Annotated in this window: 10 protein-coding genes and 2 pseudogenes; 3 read left to right on the top strand and 9 right to left on the bottom strand. The window is 55.7% G+C overall.

Annotated elements, in window-relative coordinates:
* Positions 1-70: 70 nt before the first annotated feature.
* Positions 71-1,408, bottom strand: a complete 1,338-nt coding sequence (gene rimO / locus ACYZTX_RS08570) for a 30S ribosomal protein S12 methylthiotransferase RimO (RefSeq protein WP_461965687.1) — start codon at positions 1,406-1,408, stop codon at positions 71-73.
* A gap of 288 nt (positions 1,409-1,696) precedes the next feature.
* Here rimO and ACYZTX_RS08575 point away from each other — a divergent pair, with 288 nt between their 5' ends.
* Positions 1,697-3,598, top strand: a complete 1,902-nt coding sequence (locus ACYZTX_RS08575; protein ID WP_462033701.1) for a potassium transporter Kup — start codon at positions 1,697-1,699, stop codon at positions 3,596-3,598.
* A 209-nt stretch (positions 3,599-3,807) separates the two neighbouring features.
* On the opposite strand, the gene ACYZTX_RS08580 is transcribed toward ACYZTX_RS08575, so the two are convergent.
* A complete protein-coding gene (locus ACYZTX_RS08580; RefSeq protein ID WP_462033702.1) occupies positions 3,808-4,113 on the bottom strand; it encodes a DUF3077 domain-containing protein in 306 nt (101 codons plus the stop codon).
* A 95-nt stretch (positions 4,114-4,208) separates the two neighbouring features.
* Here ACYZTX_RS08580 and tnpB point away from each other — a divergent pair, with 95 nt between their 5' ends.
* Positions 4,209-4,568, top strand: coding sequence for an IS66 family insertion sequence element accessory protein TnpB (tnpB, locus tag ACYZTX_RS08585; protein ID WP_225924317.1), 360 nt, complete (start codon positions 4,209-4,211; stop codon positions 4,566-4,568).
* Positions 4,569-4,585: 17 nt separating this feature from the next.
* Positions 4,586-6,126, top strand: a pseudogene (gene tnpC, locus ACYZTX_RS08590) (IS66 family transposase).
* A gap of 417 nt (positions 6,127-6,543) precedes the next feature.
* On the opposite strand, the gene ACYZTX_RS08595 reads toward tnpC, so the two are convergent.
* The 7 genes and pseudogenes from ACYZTX_RS08595 to hsdR all read right to left on the bottom strand — a co-directional run bounded on the left by ACYZTX_RS08595 (position 6,544) and on the right by hsdR (position 16,044).
* The gene (locus ACYZTX_RS08595) at positions 6,544-7,527 is read right to left on the bottom strand and encodes a hypothetical protein (protein ID WP_462033703.1); all 984 of its coding nucleotides are present in this window, start codon (positions 7,525-7,527) and stop codon (positions 6,544-6,546) included.
* Positions 7,524-8,864 (bottom strand): restriction endonuclease subunit S, encoded by a 1,341-nt coding sequence (locus tag ACYZTX_RS08600; protein WP_462033704.1) that lies wholly within the window; start codon positions 8,862-8,864, stop codon positions 7,524-7,526. Before ACYZTX_RS08600 ends, ACYZTX_RS08595 begins: the two co-directional genes overlap by 4 nt.
* A pseudogene (locus ACYZTX_RS08605) lies at positions 8,857-10,383 on the bottom strand (class I SAM-dependent DNA methyltransferase); the annotation flags it as partial. The gene ACYZTX_RS08600 and the pseudogene ACYZTX_RS08605, both read right to left, overlap by 8 nt.
* A 75-nt stretch (positions 10,384-10,458) precedes the next feature.
* On the bottom strand, positions 10,459-11,142 hold the full coding sequence (locus tag ACYZTX_RS08610; RefSeq protein ID WP_462033705.1) for a protein phosphatase 2C domain-containing protein: 684 nt from the start codon (positions 11,140-11,142) through the stop codon (positions 10,459-10,461).
* The gene (locus ACYZTX_RS08615) at positions 11,143-11,847 is read right to left on the bottom strand and encodes a hypothetical protein (protein WP_462033706.1); all 705 of its coding nucleotides are present in this window, start codon (positions 11,845-11,847) and stop codon (positions 11,143-11,145) included.
* Between the two features lie 2 nt (positions 11,848-11,849).
* Positions 11,850-12,488, bottom strand: coding sequence for a hypothetical protein (locus ACYZTX_RS08620; protein ID WP_462033707.1), 639 nt, complete (start codon positions 12,486-12,488; stop codon positions 11,850-11,852).
* A gap of 79 nt (positions 12,489-12,567) precedes the next feature.
* On the bottom strand, positions 12,568-16,044 hold the full coding sequence (hsdR, locus tag ACYZTX_RS08625) for a type I restriction-modification system endonuclease (RefSeq protein ID WP_462033708.1): 3,477 nt from the start codon (positions 16,042-16,044) through the stop codon (positions 12,568-12,570).
* Positions 16,045-16,145: the final 101 nt, after the last annotated feature.

The following is a 16,145-nucleotide window of genomic DNA, read 5'->3' on the forward strand; positions in this document are numbered from 1 at the left end:
CTCACAAAACGATAGACGTAAAAAAGCCCCGCATCTCGTCAAGGGAGCGGGGCTTTTCGTATTTTTTGCGTTAGATCTGTTCAGCCCACAGGTCGTATTCGTCGGCGTCGGTCACTTTGCACCAGACTTTGTCGCCTGGTTTCAGGTTGCTGCCGTTGTCGATGAACACGTTGCCGTCGATTTCCGGGGCATCGAAGAAGCAGCGGCCGACCGCGCCTTGCTCGTCGACTTCGTCGACCAACACTTCGATTTCACGGCCGACGCGCAGTTGCAGGCGCGCCGAGCTGATGGCCTGTTGGTGCGCCATGAAGCGGTCCCAACGGTCTTGCTTGACGTCGTCCGGCACGATGGCCGCGTCCAGCAGGTTGGCCGGTGCGCCTTCGACTGGCGAGTACTGGAAGCAGCCGACGCGATCGAGCTGTGCTTCGGTCAGCCAGTTCAGCAGGTACTGGAAGTCTTCTTCGGTTTCGCCGGGGAAGCCGACGATGAAGGTCGAACGGATGATCAGGTCCGGGCAGATCTCGCGCCAGTTCTTGATCCGCGCGAGGGTCTTGTCTTCGAAAGCCGGGCGTTTCATGGCTTTCAGGACTTTCGGGCTGGCGTGCTGGAACGGGATGTCCAGGTACGGCAGGATTTTGCCGGCGGCCATCAGCGGGATCAGCTCGTCGACGTGCGGGTACGGGTAAACATAGTGCAGGCGAACCCAGACGCCGAGGGTGCTCAGGGCTTCGCAGAGTTCGGTCATGCGGGTTTTCACCGGCGCGCCGTTCCAGAAACCGGTGCGGTATTTCACGTCGACGCCGTAGGCGCTGGTGTCCTGGGAGATCACCAACAGCTCTTTGACGCCAGCCTTGACCAGGCGCTGAGCTTCGTCCAGTACATCACCGACCGGACGGCTGACCAGTTTGCCGCGCATCGACGGGATTATGCAGAAGCTGCAGCTGTGGTTGCAGCCTTCGGAAATCTTCAGGTACGCGTAGTGGCGCGGGGTCAGCTTGATGCCTTGCGGCGGCACCAGGTCGATCAGCGGGTTGTGATCCTGGCGCGGCGGCACGGCGTCGTGCACGGCGTTGACCACTTGCTCGTACTGCTGCGGACCGGTCACGGCCAGCACGCTCGGGTGAATCTTGCGAATGTTGCCTTCTTCGACGCCCATGCAGCCGGTCACGATGACCTTGCCGTTTTCCTTGATGGCTTCGCCGATCACTTCCAGAGACTCAGCCTTGGCCGAGTCGATGAAGCCGCAGGTGTTGACCACCACGACGTCGGCGTCCTGGTAGGTGGACACAACGTCATAACCTTCCATGCGCAACTGGGTAAGGATGCGCTCGGAGTCGACCAGTGCTTTGGGGCAACCCAGGGATACGAAGCCAACCTTTGGATTGGCCGGCGCAGGAGTGGTGGACATGTCTAACCTCGGTATTTGTGACGCCTCCAGCCGAAGACGGCAAGGCGACAAACGGGCACTTGGCGTGCCTCTGATCAAAAAGTGCGCAATTCTAGCGATGAGAGTCGCACTTGACCAGCTTTATGCAGGGAAATACGACGAGTGCTGCGCTATGCTTCGCGCCGTTACGCTTTACCGATTTTTTACTGTCAACAAAACGTCTGTAACGTGAAGTAAAACAGCGCATGCTGCGTGGCAAAGCATAGTGCTTCTTTCAAAGAAGCCCGGATTGGGTAGTAGGAGTGGTGGATGGGTCAGGCAAGTAGTCAGGCGGCGGGTGCCGAGCATTCGGCAGCGAAGCCGATCGGCATGCTGGTCGCGGCGGTCGGGGTGGTTTATGGCGATATCGGCACGAGCCCGCTGTACACCCTCAAGGAAGTGTTTTCCGGTGACTATGGCGTGCCCGTCAATCATGACGGGGTGCTGGGGATTCTGGCGCTGATCTTCTGGTCGCTGATCTGGGTTGTGTCGATCAAGTACATGATGTTCGTACTGCGCGCCGACAACCAGGGCGAAGGCGGGATCATGGCCTTGACTGCACTGGCTCGGCGGGCAGCGGCGGGGCATCCCAAATTGAGGGGGTTTCTGGTGGTCTGCGGGCTGATTGGTGCGGCGCTGTTTTACGGCGACAGCATGATCACGCCGGCGATTTCCGTACTCTCGGCCATTGAAGGCCTGGGGCTGGCATTCGATGGCATCGACCATTGGGTGGTGCCGCTGTCGTTGGTTGTGCTGGTGGCGCTGTTCCTGATTCAGCGCCACGGCACCGCGCGGATTGGCATTCTGTTCGGGCCGATCATGGTTACCTGGTTTGTGGTGCTGGGGGCGCTGGGTGTCTACGGCATCCTGCAACACCCGGAAGTGTTGCAAGCGATGAACCCGGTCTGGGGCGTGCGCTTCTTCATCGTGCACCCGGGCATGGGCGTGGCGATTCTCGGCGCGGTGGTGCTGGCATTGACCGGTGCCGAAGCGCTGTACGCCGACATGGGCCACTTCGGTCGCAAGCCGATTGCGCGCGCATGGTTCATCCTCGTGTTGCCGGCGTTGATGCTGAATTATTTTGGCCAGGGCGCTTTGCTGTTGGGTGATCCGGAAGCCGCTCGCAACCCGTTCTATTTGTTGGCGCCGAACTGGGCGCTGATTCCATTGGTGGGTTTATCGACCCTGGCCACGGTCATTGCCTCTCAGGCGGTGATTTCCGGTGCGTTCTCCTTGACCCGTCAGGCGATCCAGCTCGGCTACATTCCGCGCATGCACATTCAGCACACCTCCAGTGCCGAACAAGGCCAGATCTACATTGGCGCGGTGAACTGGGCGCTGATGGTCGGCGTAATTCTGTTGGTGTTGGGCTTCGAGTCCTCCGGTGCCCTGGCCTCGGCCTACGGCGTGGCCGTGACCGGGACCATGCTGATGACCACCATTCTGGTGTCGGCGGTGATATTGCTGCTGTGGAAATGGCCGCCGGTGCTCGCGGTTCCGCTGTTGCTCGGTTTCCTGGTGGTGGACGGTCTGTACTTCGCTGCCAACGTGCCGAAAATCATTCAGGGCGGGGCGTTCCCGGTGATCGCCGGTATCGTGCTGTTTGTGCTGATGACCACCTGGAAACGCGGCAAGCAACTGCTGGTCGATCGTCTCGACGAGGGTGGCTTGCCGCTGCCGATCTTCATCAGCAGCATCGCAGTGCAACCACCGCATCGTGTCCAGGGCACTGCCGTGTTCCTCACGGCGCGGCCGGATGCCGTGCCTCATGCGCTGTTGCACAACCTGCTGCATAACCAGGTGCTGCACGAGCAAGTGGTGTTGCTGACGGTGGTGTACGAAGACATCCCGCGGGTGCCTGCGCAACGGCGTTTCGAGGTCGAATCCCACGGCGAAGGTTTCTTCCGGGTGATCCTGCACTTTGGCTTCGTCGATGAGCCGGACGTGCCGCAAGCGCTGAAGCTGTGTCATCTCGATGACCTGGACTTCAGCCCGATGCGCACCACCTACTTTCTCAGCCGCGAGACGGTCATCGCCTCCAAACTCGAAGGCATGGCGCGCTGGCGTGAGGCGCTGTTCGCCTTCATGTTGCAGAACGCCAACGGCAACCTGCGCTTCTTCAATCTGCCGCTGAACAGGGTGATTGAGCTGGGGACTCAGGTAGAGATGTAAGCCACAACAAAAAGCCCCCGTTGCCTTTGAGGTAGCGGGGGCTTTTTTATGTCTGCTGATCCCAATCCAACGAAGAACCCTGTGGGAGCGGGCTTGCCCGCGATGACGGCGGCAGTTCCAGCATCGATGTGACAGGCATACCGCCATCGCGGGCAAGCCCGCTCCCACAGGGATTTGCGGTGTCGTCGCTTTTGGTTGCGCTCAGGCCATTATTTTTTAGATTCAGTCTTGGTCGGAACAGGTCGCTCCAGCACCTTCACCGCATCATCAATCACTGCCTTGCTCATTGCCGTCAGATAATGCGCGGCCCAGGCATGTCGGTCGGTGTCTCGGGTGTAGGCGGCATCTCTGGTCAGCTCCTTGGCAAGGAACAGAAAATCAGAGGCCATCGCTAACGCATCACCGAGGGGTACGTCTCGACTGACACGGAACAGCGCCTGGTTTGAGCAGTAGATGAAGGGGGTGAGGCCGACGGTTTTCAGTTCGTCAGGTTCTGACGGATTTGTTTTGGTCATGGTTTTACTCCGTATCCGCTCCATGAACTCCACATTCCAAGCGGATAGCTGACGGCTGATGCTGTGCTCCCGATTTCCATCAGGAGCCCATCACCATGATGCGTCCCAATGCCAGCGTTGAAAAAGTGTACCTCTACCCGAAGCCTGTAGATTTTCGAAAGTCCATCGACGGCCTGGCTGCATTGGTCGAACTGGACATCAAAGTTGCGGTGTTCGACCCTGTGCTTTTCGTCTTTCTAAATCGCCACCGCAACCGCGTCAAAGTGTTGTACTGGGAGCGCAACGGCTTCTGCCTTTGGCTCAAGCGCCTGGAGTCTGAACGTTTCAAACTTTCCCCTGATGAGGTCGACGAGGCGATCGTGCTGACTGTCCAGGAATTGAACTGGTTACTGGATGGCTTTGATCTCTGGCGCAATCGTCCTCATAAGGTTTTAACGCCAAGATTCGTCGCCTGACGGGTATAATCCCCGGCATGAATTTGATACCCGAAGACCTTCCCGATGATCCTGTTTTGCTCAAGCAAATGTTGCTTGAGGCACTCATCAGCAAGTAACGGCTGAGGCATACCAGACTCATATCGTCGATTTGAAAGAACAGATCAAGCTGCTGCGCGACCGTTTGTTCGGTCGAAAATCCGAGCAGACCATCGAGCCCAACACGCCGCAACTGGCGTTGTTCAATGAGCCCGAAAGCGAGCCGATGCTTCCAGTCGGCGACGCTGACGAAGAAGTTGTTGCTTCGACGCCACGTCGCGGCAAACGCAAGCCACTGTCGGCTGATCTGCCACGCTTCGAAGTGACCCACGAACTGCCCGAGCACGAACTGACCTGCGCTTGCGGTTGCCGCAAACACGTCATCGGTGAAGAAACCAGCGAACAGCTGGAGATCGTGCCGATGCAGATTCGCGTACTCAAACACATACGCAAAGTTTACGGTTGCCGCGGTTGTGAAACCGCGCCGGTCACCGCAGACAAACCCGCTCAGATGATCGAAAAGAGCATGGCCAGCCCCAGCGTATTGGCCATGCTCTTAACCACCAAGTACGTCGATGGCCTACCGTTGCATCGTTTCGAAACCGTGCTGAGTCGACACGGTGTGGATATTCCAAGACAAACACTGGCGCGCTGGGTCATCCAGTGCAGCGAACACTTCCAGCCTTTGCTGAATTTAATGCGCGACCGATTACTGGAAAGTCCGGTCATCCACTGCGATGAAACAAGAGTCCAGGTATTGAAAGAGCCGGATCGAGACCCAACCAGCCAATCGTGGATGTGGGTGCAGGCCAGCGGGCCGCCGGATCGAAAAGTTGTGCTATTTGACTACACCACCAGCCGTGCGCAGGAAGTGCCTCTACGCCTGCTGGAAAGTTATCGCGGCTACGTGATGACCGACGATTACGCGGGTTACAACGCGTTGGCGTTGCAGCCCGGTGTTGAGCGATTGGCGTGCATGGCTCATGCGCGTCGTAAGTTTGTCGACGCGCAGAAAGTGCAGCCCAAGGGCAAAACCGGGCGTGCCGATATCGCGCTGACAATGATCAATAAGCTGTACGGCATCGAGCGTGAACTCAAGGACGTTAGCGATGAACAGCGTTTTATCGGTCGTCAGGAGAAGAGCCTCCCGATCCTGGGGCAGTTGAAAAGCTGGTTGGATAAAACACAGCCCCAAGTGACGCCGCAAAGTGTGTTGGGTAAAGCCGTGAATTATTTGGCCAACAACTGGAGCCGTCTGGAGCGATACGTGGAGGCCGGTTTTTTACCGATCGACAACAACGCGGCGGAGCGCGCGATAAAGCCGTTTGTAATCGGGCGCAAGGCATGGCTGTTCAGCGACACGCCCAAGGGTGCCACCGCCAGTGCGCAGATCTACAGTTTGGTCGAGACCGCCAAGGTCAACGGCCAGGAGCCTTATACGTGGCTGCGCCACGTACTGGAAAGACTACCGCAGGCACAATCGGTTGGGGACTACGAAGCCTTGCTGCCATGGAACTGCTCGCCAGAGATGCCACGGTAAACGACTGCCTCATCTGGAGGTAGGTGTAGTTCGTGGATCGCTTACTTTACTCCTAGGTTCGAGGAGCTGCCATTTTCATTACCACACGAAAGGGAGGCAGCTGTACGCAGGGTGGTAAACCGGGAACCAAGGAAACCGGCACGCCCGAGGGCGTCCCACGCACAGCCGCCATAACTCGAGATCGCAGACATAAAAATGCCTGTGTTCGGGATGAAGGCGCTGTTGCGCTGGTTTCGTCGGGTTACCACACCCGATCGCTGAATGGTCAGCGACGTCCGGAGAGTATCCCGACGAAGAAAAGCGCAACAAGGCATCAAAGTGCCAAAAAGAACGATTCGGAGTTTGCCTACAAGGTCCGCGGGCGTCATCCGATATTGCGACACCTTAAGTAAACGAAACTAAACGCTGCGACCGATTTTACATATCGCTGGAGTGCTTGAGCAGTTGAACCAAACGGATGAAACCGGCGTTGTCACTGTCACCTTTCCAGCGATTGGCAAAACGACAGACGATCTGTAGGTTTCCCGGTTCGTAGTGGCCATTGCTGTCTATGCGATCCAGTGAGCAAACCAATTCCTTGTCGTCCTCCGAGCCCAGGTGTTGCAGCGGTAGACCTGTCAGTTCGCAAATGCCTTCCTGCATTTTGAAGAGCTGTTCCAGATACGCGCGCAGTTCATCTTCATCACGGAAGCCAAAGTTTTTGATTTTGACCGTGCGCGTTTCTTCTTGCCCGTTAGCGGCTAACGTCGTCTGCCAGGCAGTCCGCGCCATGTTGAACGCTGACCTTTGGAGGTCGCCAAAGGTATTCACCGGGCCCGCTTTGCATAGGCTCGGCTTGTCCTTCCACACTTGGCGCTCGTGCCAAGGACTCAGCTCATTACCTTGCACCAGCGCCAAAACGTATTCGGCATAGTCGGCGGACAACTGCTGAAGCGTGGCCTCAGTGGACAGGAAGTCACGCGCCTTGGGGTGAAGGCCGTTCCACTCCAAACGGCTGCCTCTCAGGCTTTTGTTGGACCAAGGCTTGCAAGGTTTATGGCAAACATAGACTGGTTTCGGTTTTTCCCCGGTGGGGTCTTCGCTGAGTTCAAAGGTGGGGGCATCCGGCAGTGATTCGGTCCACCAGAGCTCGTTCTTTTCTCGATGAATCCAGATGTCGCCAGAAGTCTCGGCGATAATCGTCATCAGGTTGAACCAACGAGAAGCGACGCCGCGTGTTGGAGCCGTACCTCGCGCCGTTTGCCCGACCTTCATGGACGTCTGGATGAATTCCTCGCGGTTGCTGGCCAGCCAAAGATCATGAGTTTCAACGGCGTTCATGGTTGCCACCGTCGAGCGACGAAGGCAGTTAGGCCATTCGTAGTTTTCCCGTCCGAAGTTGGCAATGAACACACGCTTCATGCAATTTTTCGCCCACGTTTGGCTTTGGGAGCGACGGCGCGTTGGGCCTTGATACGTTCAAGCAATACGCTGGCAGGTTCATCGTTCGGGTCTTGAGGGACTAGCTCCCCACGAAAGGCTTTGGCCAGGATGCTTTGGGTCAGGTGATCGATACGACTTTTGGCCGAGACGACTTTGCCTTCCAGTTGGTCGGCGACGGCGAAGAGTTGTTCTACTCGGCGGATGATTTCGGTTTGCTCCTCGAGAGATGGAACTAGTATCTCGAAGTTCTTGAGGTCTTTTACATTTACCCTAGGGGCTGTGCTTCCCATGATGAGTGAACGGACTTTGGATAGAGTGATTTCTGAGTTTAATGTGTGTAGTAAATATGTTGGGTGGACTCGAGTCCCGGCTCTAATCAGAACCATGCGTTGGCCCATGCAAATTTCAACATTAGGGGGAATAGAGCATGCAATACCGACGGTGCCCTCGCGCGCATACAGAATATCGCCCTCCGTAGGTTTTGTTCTTTTGGTTCGTTCAGCAAAAGTTTCTTCAGAAACAAAGCCGGCTGCATCTACATCTAAGAAGCCAGGACTAAACTCAGTTGTCCGAACACACTTTTTGCCATGGGATTGCCATTTCGGCGTGGAGTGAGGGCAGTCAACGATTTCTAAGGCTACGTCCGACAACTTTAAACTGACTGGACCTTCTTCAAATTCGCAGAATGTCCTTCGCCACTCTTCGGTCAGCCGCCCGGAAACAGCTGCTACAAGGACAGATTGGCGAAAGCGTTTGAGCAAGGCGTGGATGACGCCGATGCGGGCCTTGAGGGTGTCGACTTGGTCAAGGACTTCATCAAGTTTTTGGGATATGCGTACTTGTTCAACTGCTGGTGGAACCAGCATTGGGTAGCTCTCAACAAAATGTTTTGGTACACGGCGTAGGCCCACGGCTCCGGTCATGTTCAATGCGCCTTCACGCATGAATCCACGGCTTTTAACTAAGGCCAGCAGATATTTGGCTGATATCTCTTCATTACATGGACGCAATACAAAAAATTCACTGCTTCCCGCACCGATACCGTTGGGTAGACCTTCAACAAAGGCTGCTTTGCCATTTTCAAAGCAGGGCGTCACCTTGGCAAAAATAACATCGCCATCTTTGAAATTTGTATAGGCCTTCTTGATGTCGCCCCAGTTGCGGTCATCAAATCGCAGCTTGTTCCTGAAATTGGTCGGGGCGTGGGACATGGGCACAAAGCCAGCTGCCAGGTCATCGTCGAAGTTCTGCTTAGGATTCAGGTCAGCAACATCGCTAATACAAGCGGTTACCCATCCCTTCGGTAATTCACTCATTCCCATTCTCCTGAGCCACCGCCAATCCCATTACCTCCGCCATCAGTTGCTTCTGCGCAACTACTTCGTCGTTAGCCCCCAGCGCCCTCATAAGCTCTTCTAACTCATGCAGAGCCTCGGTCAGCTCGGCCATAGCCTCGCCTGCTAGTACTTCTGGAGCCCGCAAGTCATTGGCATCCATACTCTCTGCATCTTTCAGCCAGCTGATATCCAGCGAATCACTGCGCTCCGCGATCTGCTCACGGGTAAATACGCGGAAACGGCTGAGTTCGCTGATGCCTTCGACATTCTCCGCGCGCGGGCTGTTGCCATTAGCGTCCTCACCGTAGGCATCTTCGAAAGGCTTGAGGTGGGCTGCGCCGAACGGGGTGCGTTTGCCGAAGCTAGGCATGTTGCTGCGCAAGTCATACACCCATACGCGTTGAGTGCAGTTTTGATCCTGACGAGGGTTGTCGGTGGCGCCCTTCTGGAAAAACAGCACGTTCGTCTTTACGCCTTGCGCATAGAAAATGCCGGTGGGCAGACGCAGGATGGTGTGCAGGTTGCACTTGTCCATCAGATCACGCCGTATGTCGGTGCCGACGCCCGCTTCGAACAGCACGTTGTCCGGCAGCACCACTGCGGCGCGGCCACCGGGTTTGAGGCCGCGGTAGATGTGCTGAAGAAAGGACAACTGCTTGTTGCTGGTCTTGTAAGTGAGGTCGTCGCGGGTTGGGTTACCGCCGCCCTTGGCAGTACCGAACGGAGGGTTGGAAAGAATTACATCCACTTTCGGGAGGTTGACCCCGGTTTGGCCTAGGGCATTGCCCAAGTGCACCACGCCTTCTTCATCACCTTCCATACCGTGCAGTAGGGTGTTCATCAGTGCCAGTCGACGGGTGCCAGGTACCAGTTCAACACCGACAAAGGCTCGATTGCGCTGGAAGCTTCGAGCTTTCTCATCGAGGTCGTAGTGATCGTCGGTTTTACCTTTGATATAGGCATCCGCAGCAATCAAGAAGCCAGCGGTACCAGCAGCCGGATCCTGAATGGTTTCACCGGGCTGAGGCTTGATGCAGTTGATGATGCTGTCGATCAGCGGGCGTGGGGTGAAGTACTGGCCGGCGCCGGATTTGGTTTCGCTGGCGTTCTTTTCCAACAGGCCTTCATAGAGATCGCCGAGGCCATCGCGCCGGGCGCTGAACCAGTCAATACCGTCAAGGCTTTTGATCAGTTGTTCCAGGTGACGCGGCTCTTTCAGACGGGTCTGGGCATCGGCGTAGATGGCGGCGATCAACGGATCGGTGTTTTTGCCCAGATCGAGCAGCATCTGCCGGTAGTGGTCGAGCAGGTTAAGCCCTGATTTACCGGACAAGTCCGGCCAGCGCGCACCTTCGGGAAGCTTGTGGCTGAAGTTGTCGTTGTTCTGAACCTGTTCGAATTCCATCTTGATAAACAGCAGCAGCACCAGTTCGGTGACGTAGTCGCTGTAGTTGATGCCGTCGTCGCGGAGGACGTCGCAAAGGTTCCAGAGCTTCCGATGTCGCTGTTGTTCATGGGAGGTACTCTAAAAAGGATCTGAATATGAGTCGAAAAAGGTGAATGGTTCGGCTCATCAAGTCGTTCGCGTGATGACGCTCAGGCAACTGATGTCATCATCGGTGGGCGGGGCGGGCAGGTGGCCGTCACGCAAAAATGTTTGTTGCTCCTGGGCGCATAAACCGGCCCAAAAGCCATCACTTGCCAGCAACCACTGTTGGTTTGGTTGGGCAGGCCAGTAATTGATTTCAGGCCTACTCGTTCGCCTGGCGCTGAAGCAGCGTGTCAATGTATGACGCGATGATGCCCGCGCAATCTGCGCATGAGTGAGGTCGCCTTGCCAGTTGGGGGCGCAATGTACAGCACTCAGCCAATTGATTTCACCGTCTTGTTCAATGACGCCGAGGCAGCAGTCACCTTCATGAACAGTGAATGCAACATCGGGAAGCAGGCAAAGCACCAGATAGCTGCAGGCTGCGAGGGGAAAATCATCACGTAGCATTTGATGGCTGCGGGCAATGAGGCGCAACAGCGCGTCGGCCAATTGCTCGGCGTTCAGTTCAGCCATTGGGAGCTGGCTAAAACCGATGGTTAGCTCATTGAGCAGAGCTTGGGCCTGCTCCCCGCTGCGAGGGTGACTGCTGCTGCCGTCGGCAATCAGGTAGACACCGGCACAAGTCTGAGTCGCATGGGCGAAGACATCACGGTTATCCTCCGTGTGGGTGCCTGACTGGGTGAGCCATCTAATCGTTGCGACCATTCAGGCGGAGACCTGGACGATTTGGTGCAAACGCTCCCAGATGATCTGTTCACGTTCGCTATCGCCGTGAGCGGCATCCTGTACCAAGTAGCCAAAATCGTTATTCCCCAGCAGTTCTGCCAGTGTTTGAGACAGATAGGAACGCAGCTCAGGGGCGGTAGACGCGACTTCATTCGGTAGTTCTTCGCGACCGTTAACCAGATTGAGTATGTCCTCCAGGTCTTGGCTGCCCAGTGGGTTCTGGGCGCCACGGCCAGCGTAGGCTTCAAGTTTGCTGCCCAGGAAGTAGGGCGGGCTGAACAGGCGAATGCGACGACCACTGGGTAATTCGTGCCATTGCGCGCTGGCCAAGCCATCTTTAAACCAGCGGTTGTTGCAGCCCAGCAGGTTTGCAGTTTCGGCGTCTGCGGGCATGAAGTCGACTTTCAGCTCGCCGAGACGCATGCGGCAGATGACTTCATCCTGCTGCGATTGCTTGAAACCTTTTTGCTTGAGCTGTTCCACCAACTTTTGCCACTGGGCATAGCCGGTCAGGTGCACGACCAGATCGACATCGTCGGTATAGCGCACCTCTTCCAGGCTGAATTCATCGGTCAGCATCAAGGCTGTTGTGCAGCCGCCGACGAAGGCGACCTCTTGGCACAGGTCTTCGCCGAGCGCTTTGGCGACGACTTCGAGCATCTCAATGTTTTGTGTCCGGCTCATGTTTAGAGAATCCTTTCGCGCAGAATTTGATTAGCAAGATTGGCTTCCCTGGCATTACCCAGGCGAACGGCATCAATCAGCGCCAGGTATTCATATAGCCGGGGGTCTTTTTTGACGGCGCCCGGTACTGTCTTGAACAGGGGGGTGATGGATTGTCCTTTGCGAGAGCCATAGGCGTCTGGCCAAACGTGGATCAGGTCGCCACCGCTCATCAGTTTGTCCTGTAAAACGGGGGCGGAAAAGCTGGTTGGGATGCCGCGGACAATTTCTGCGGGTTTTACCGGAAAGACATAACGCAAGCCATGTTCGATAAAGCCTAACAATGCTTTGCTGTTGACTCGAATGAAATGGGAGCTTGGGTCTACGCGTAATAACCCGATCTCCATACAGCGTTTCAATGCTGCGCCGACCTCGGTTTTGCTGATGCCAAGTGAGGCTTCCAGGGCGCGAACGGAATAGCTCTCGTGATGGACTGGCGGATCTTGTTCCGAGTCGTCTTCCCAACCTTGCCATTGTTTTACTGCGTCGGTATCGCTGAGCTTGATCAGTTCCGCTGTTTCGCTGTCGAGCTTGCGCTGCGAACGCTCACGCTGTTCCAGGCAAATCAGTTTGATCAGCAAAACTACGTCTTGACTCTTCATATGGCCTCGGCTAGCTACTGTCCTCTGTCCTAGGACTGAGGACAGTGTAGACGTTTTTGCTTAGCGTCTGTCAATTGGCTCAGCCGACTTCTGGCCAAAGGTTGTCATTCAAGGCTTCCAGTACTTTATCCAGTTTGCCGCCGAGGTGGCGATTCAGGCTTTTGATGCCGCCATCGTTCTGAAAGGCTTCGTTGACCTGTTGCGGATCGATGATCACCTCGTGCACCAATTGCTTTGCCAAGCGATCAAGCCACTTACGTTGTACTGGCGTCCACTGCTCAAGTGCGTAGATTTTTTGCATGGCGTTGGCTACGCGTTGCTCGAAGGGCAGCAGAGCTTCGCCGATGGCGGCTTGGCGGATGTAACCAATGATGCTGGCAGCGATTTCCTGGTTGGTCTGGTTGCGCCAAGCGCTTTTCAGGCTGACTTCGCTGTACCCATGCTGATCCAGCAGTAACCGGACATTGCGCAGTTGTTCGCGAGTGAGGTCTTTCGGTCGATTGACAACCACGCCTAGGGCTGCGGATTGGTTGAGCTGGCAGTGGACGAAATCGTGGAAGCTTTCGAGGTAGTCCTGGGGTTTCTGATAGGCGCCGTAGCTTTGCTCGCGCACCATCAGTTCGTCACGGTGGGTGGAGATAATCGGATAGTTGTACGAGCCCATCAGGTTGCTAACTGCATCCAGTTGGGTCAGCAGCTGGCTGTGTTGGTGAATAAACTGGGCAGCCTGCTTGGGTCCCAGCTCGTGCAGGTGTTTGTGCAGTTTGGCGGGTTCTACCCCCCAAATGTCTTCAAGTTCTTGGAGCTTCTTTTTTAGGGAGGGCTTGGATTCAGCTTTGTGGTCGGCTTTGCGCAAAATCCGCATGATGCGCTGACTGAGTACATCGAGTACATCATGGGCGTGGCTACTGTCGTCCTGATTGCCGGGAGCGTCGTGACTAGCGTCACTGGTGAGTTCGCTGACCAATTGCTCTAGCGAAACATTAGGGTTCTTCACCAGAGGCTTCATTGTGTCGACGGCTTCAAGGCTGGCGTAGAGGTCGACGGGGTCGTAAATACGGAACACCGTTTTACCAATTTCGTCGCAACGTCGGGTTGCGCGCCCTTTCATCTGTTCATAGAGAATGCGTGAGCGCACCCGGCGCATAAACACCAGGTTGCAGATTTTCGGCACGTCGATGCCGGTGGTGAGCAGGTCTACAGTGATCGCGATGCTGGGGTGTGGTTCGTTCTTGTACTTACGAATCAGTTGTTCAACTTTGTCGCTCTGGCCGGTGATGATTTGCACTGTCGCTTGGTTGTATTGCTCACCGTATGCATCTTTGAAGGCAGCATTCAGAAGGTTTTTCACCCGCTCGGCATGGGCCTGGTTAACGCAGAAAACCATGGTTTTCTCTTCGCCGAAGGGGTCCAGCTCATTGGCTAGAGCATCGCAAATCACTTTGTCAAAAGCGGGAGTGATCACCCGCCGGTTGAACGACTCGATATTGAAGTTGAGTTCGTCCTCCAGTTCGGCGACATCTACTTCGCCGGTCTGGGTATCGATGATGCTGACCTTTTCTCCCTTTTCAAATCGGATGCCGTTTTTACTGAGTTGGGTTTCGTAGCGGATCGGTGGTTCATGGTCGATCAACCAGTCATCCGCCACGGCTTCGCGATAGCTATAGGTGAACACCGGCTTACCAAAAATCTCGCTGGTATGTTTGGCTGGGGTGGCGGTCAGGCCGACTTTGCACGCGTCAAAATAATCCAGCACGCGGCGGTACTGTGAGAGGTACTGATTGTGATCACGGACAGCCAACTCACCCTCGCTCATTTCTTGATCGAGGGTGTAACCACGGTGGGCTTCGTCAACGATGATGCAGTCGAACTCGCCTACCGACGGTGGTGTGTCAGAGCGGAAAATGCGGCTGACCATCGCCTGCACGGTGGCCACCTGGATGCGGGTTTCCGCTTCGGCTGCCATATCACCTAGCTCTTTGATGTCGTAGATCTGAGCGAGTGTGTGGTTTTGCTCAAGAGCAGTGTCATTAAACGAGTCGATAGCCTGTTGGCCGAGGGCACTGCGGTCGACCAAAAACAGAATGCGTTTGAAGCGCTCCGCTTTCAAGAAGCGATACATCAAGCCAATGATAGTGCGGGTTTTGCCAGTGCCGGTGGCCATGGCCAGCAGACAGTCACGTTGGTTATTGGCCAAGGCTTGTTCGACGGCATGGATCGCATTTTCCTGATAGTCGCGCAACTTCAAATAGGTGAAGCCTTCTTCTTTGAGCTTGGCTTCGGCCTCCTCGCGGCTGCGCTTGAGCAGATCCAGCAAATCATCAGGCTTATGGAAGTCTTGCAGTGGTCGGGCTGTGTTGGCCCGGCTGCGCAGATCTCGGAACCAGGTGCCGGATTGTTCGGCGAGTTGCTTGATAAAAGGGCGCCCATTGCAGGCAAAGGCGAAGGGCACTTGGAAATGCTTTCCTTCACCATCGTTCCAGGCCGTGGATTGACCGGCGAGTAGCCATGGTTTTAGTTGCTCCGTGGCGAATGTGAATTCGCGGGAATAACGCGCCGCTTGGGGAATGCGGTCTGCAATATTGATGCGTTTGCGTTTGGCTTCAACGATAGCTACCGGCGTTAGGCCCGCGAACAGTACATAGTCGGCGTCGGCGTTTGGAATGGTAGTGGGCCACTCGGCAATGGCTTTGTTCTTGCCCTTTTCGGGGCGGATGCCTTTTTTGTAGGTCAGGTCGAGGGAGTCGGCTTCCCAGCCAGCGTCGACCAACTGCTGGTCGATAAGGATGCGAGTCAGGTCTTCGCTCAGGTCGAACTTCTGACTCGCCCGCATTGTGCGGTGCATGACCTGTGAAGAGGCCTGAGGTTGGGTCAACAGTTGAGTTTGCAGAGCTTTGATGCGTTGCTCGTGCTCGATACGCAACTTCGTCAGTTCGGCTTCATGCTGTTTGGCTTGCTGCTGATGGAGGCGTGATTCAACATCCATCTGCTGCGCGAGAACGGCATATTCTTCGGACTCACGATTTGTCAGTTCAGCCAACTGCTGATTGCTTTCAAGTTGTTGGCTAGACGCGTTCAACTGCGCTTTAAGCAGCTTAATCTGGTTTTGTAGGTCGCGCAGCGGAGTGCTGGGGTCTTCTGGGTCTACAAAGGGGCCAGGTTTAAACTTATCGCCATGCTTACCGAAGGATTGGTGATACCAAATGGCCAAGGCACGGGCGACTCTCAGTCCGTCCATTGCCTCACGATGCTGAGTACGAAATTGGTGAGTGGCTTTATTTCCCTCGGTCCGCAGCGTGTGAAACAGGTTGCGAATTTTTTGATCCAGCTGGATATCGCGGCTTAGTTTGTAGAGTAAGTCGGTCTGCTTGGTGTTGGCATCGAACTCTATACCGGCGCGGCTGGCCAGGTCCTGAGCCAATGCTTCGCCTAGCTGTCGCAGCTTGATAAGTGTGGTGTTGGGATCGCTGGCAAAGATCTGCTCGGCAGTGGTCGCGAGCTGCAGGAAAACAGGATCGTGTTCCTGGAGAAAGGAGAAGTTACTGTTCGCGGCCATGTCCAATCCTATGCATGTTCGTCCTTGATTGAGCCTAGTTGAGCTGGGTTGCGCAATTTTGCGTTGAGCTTAACCAAGATTGACCAGTTCTGACTATGGCT

The sequence above is a fragment of the Pseudomonas sp. MDT1-17 genome, assembly GCF_054898105.1.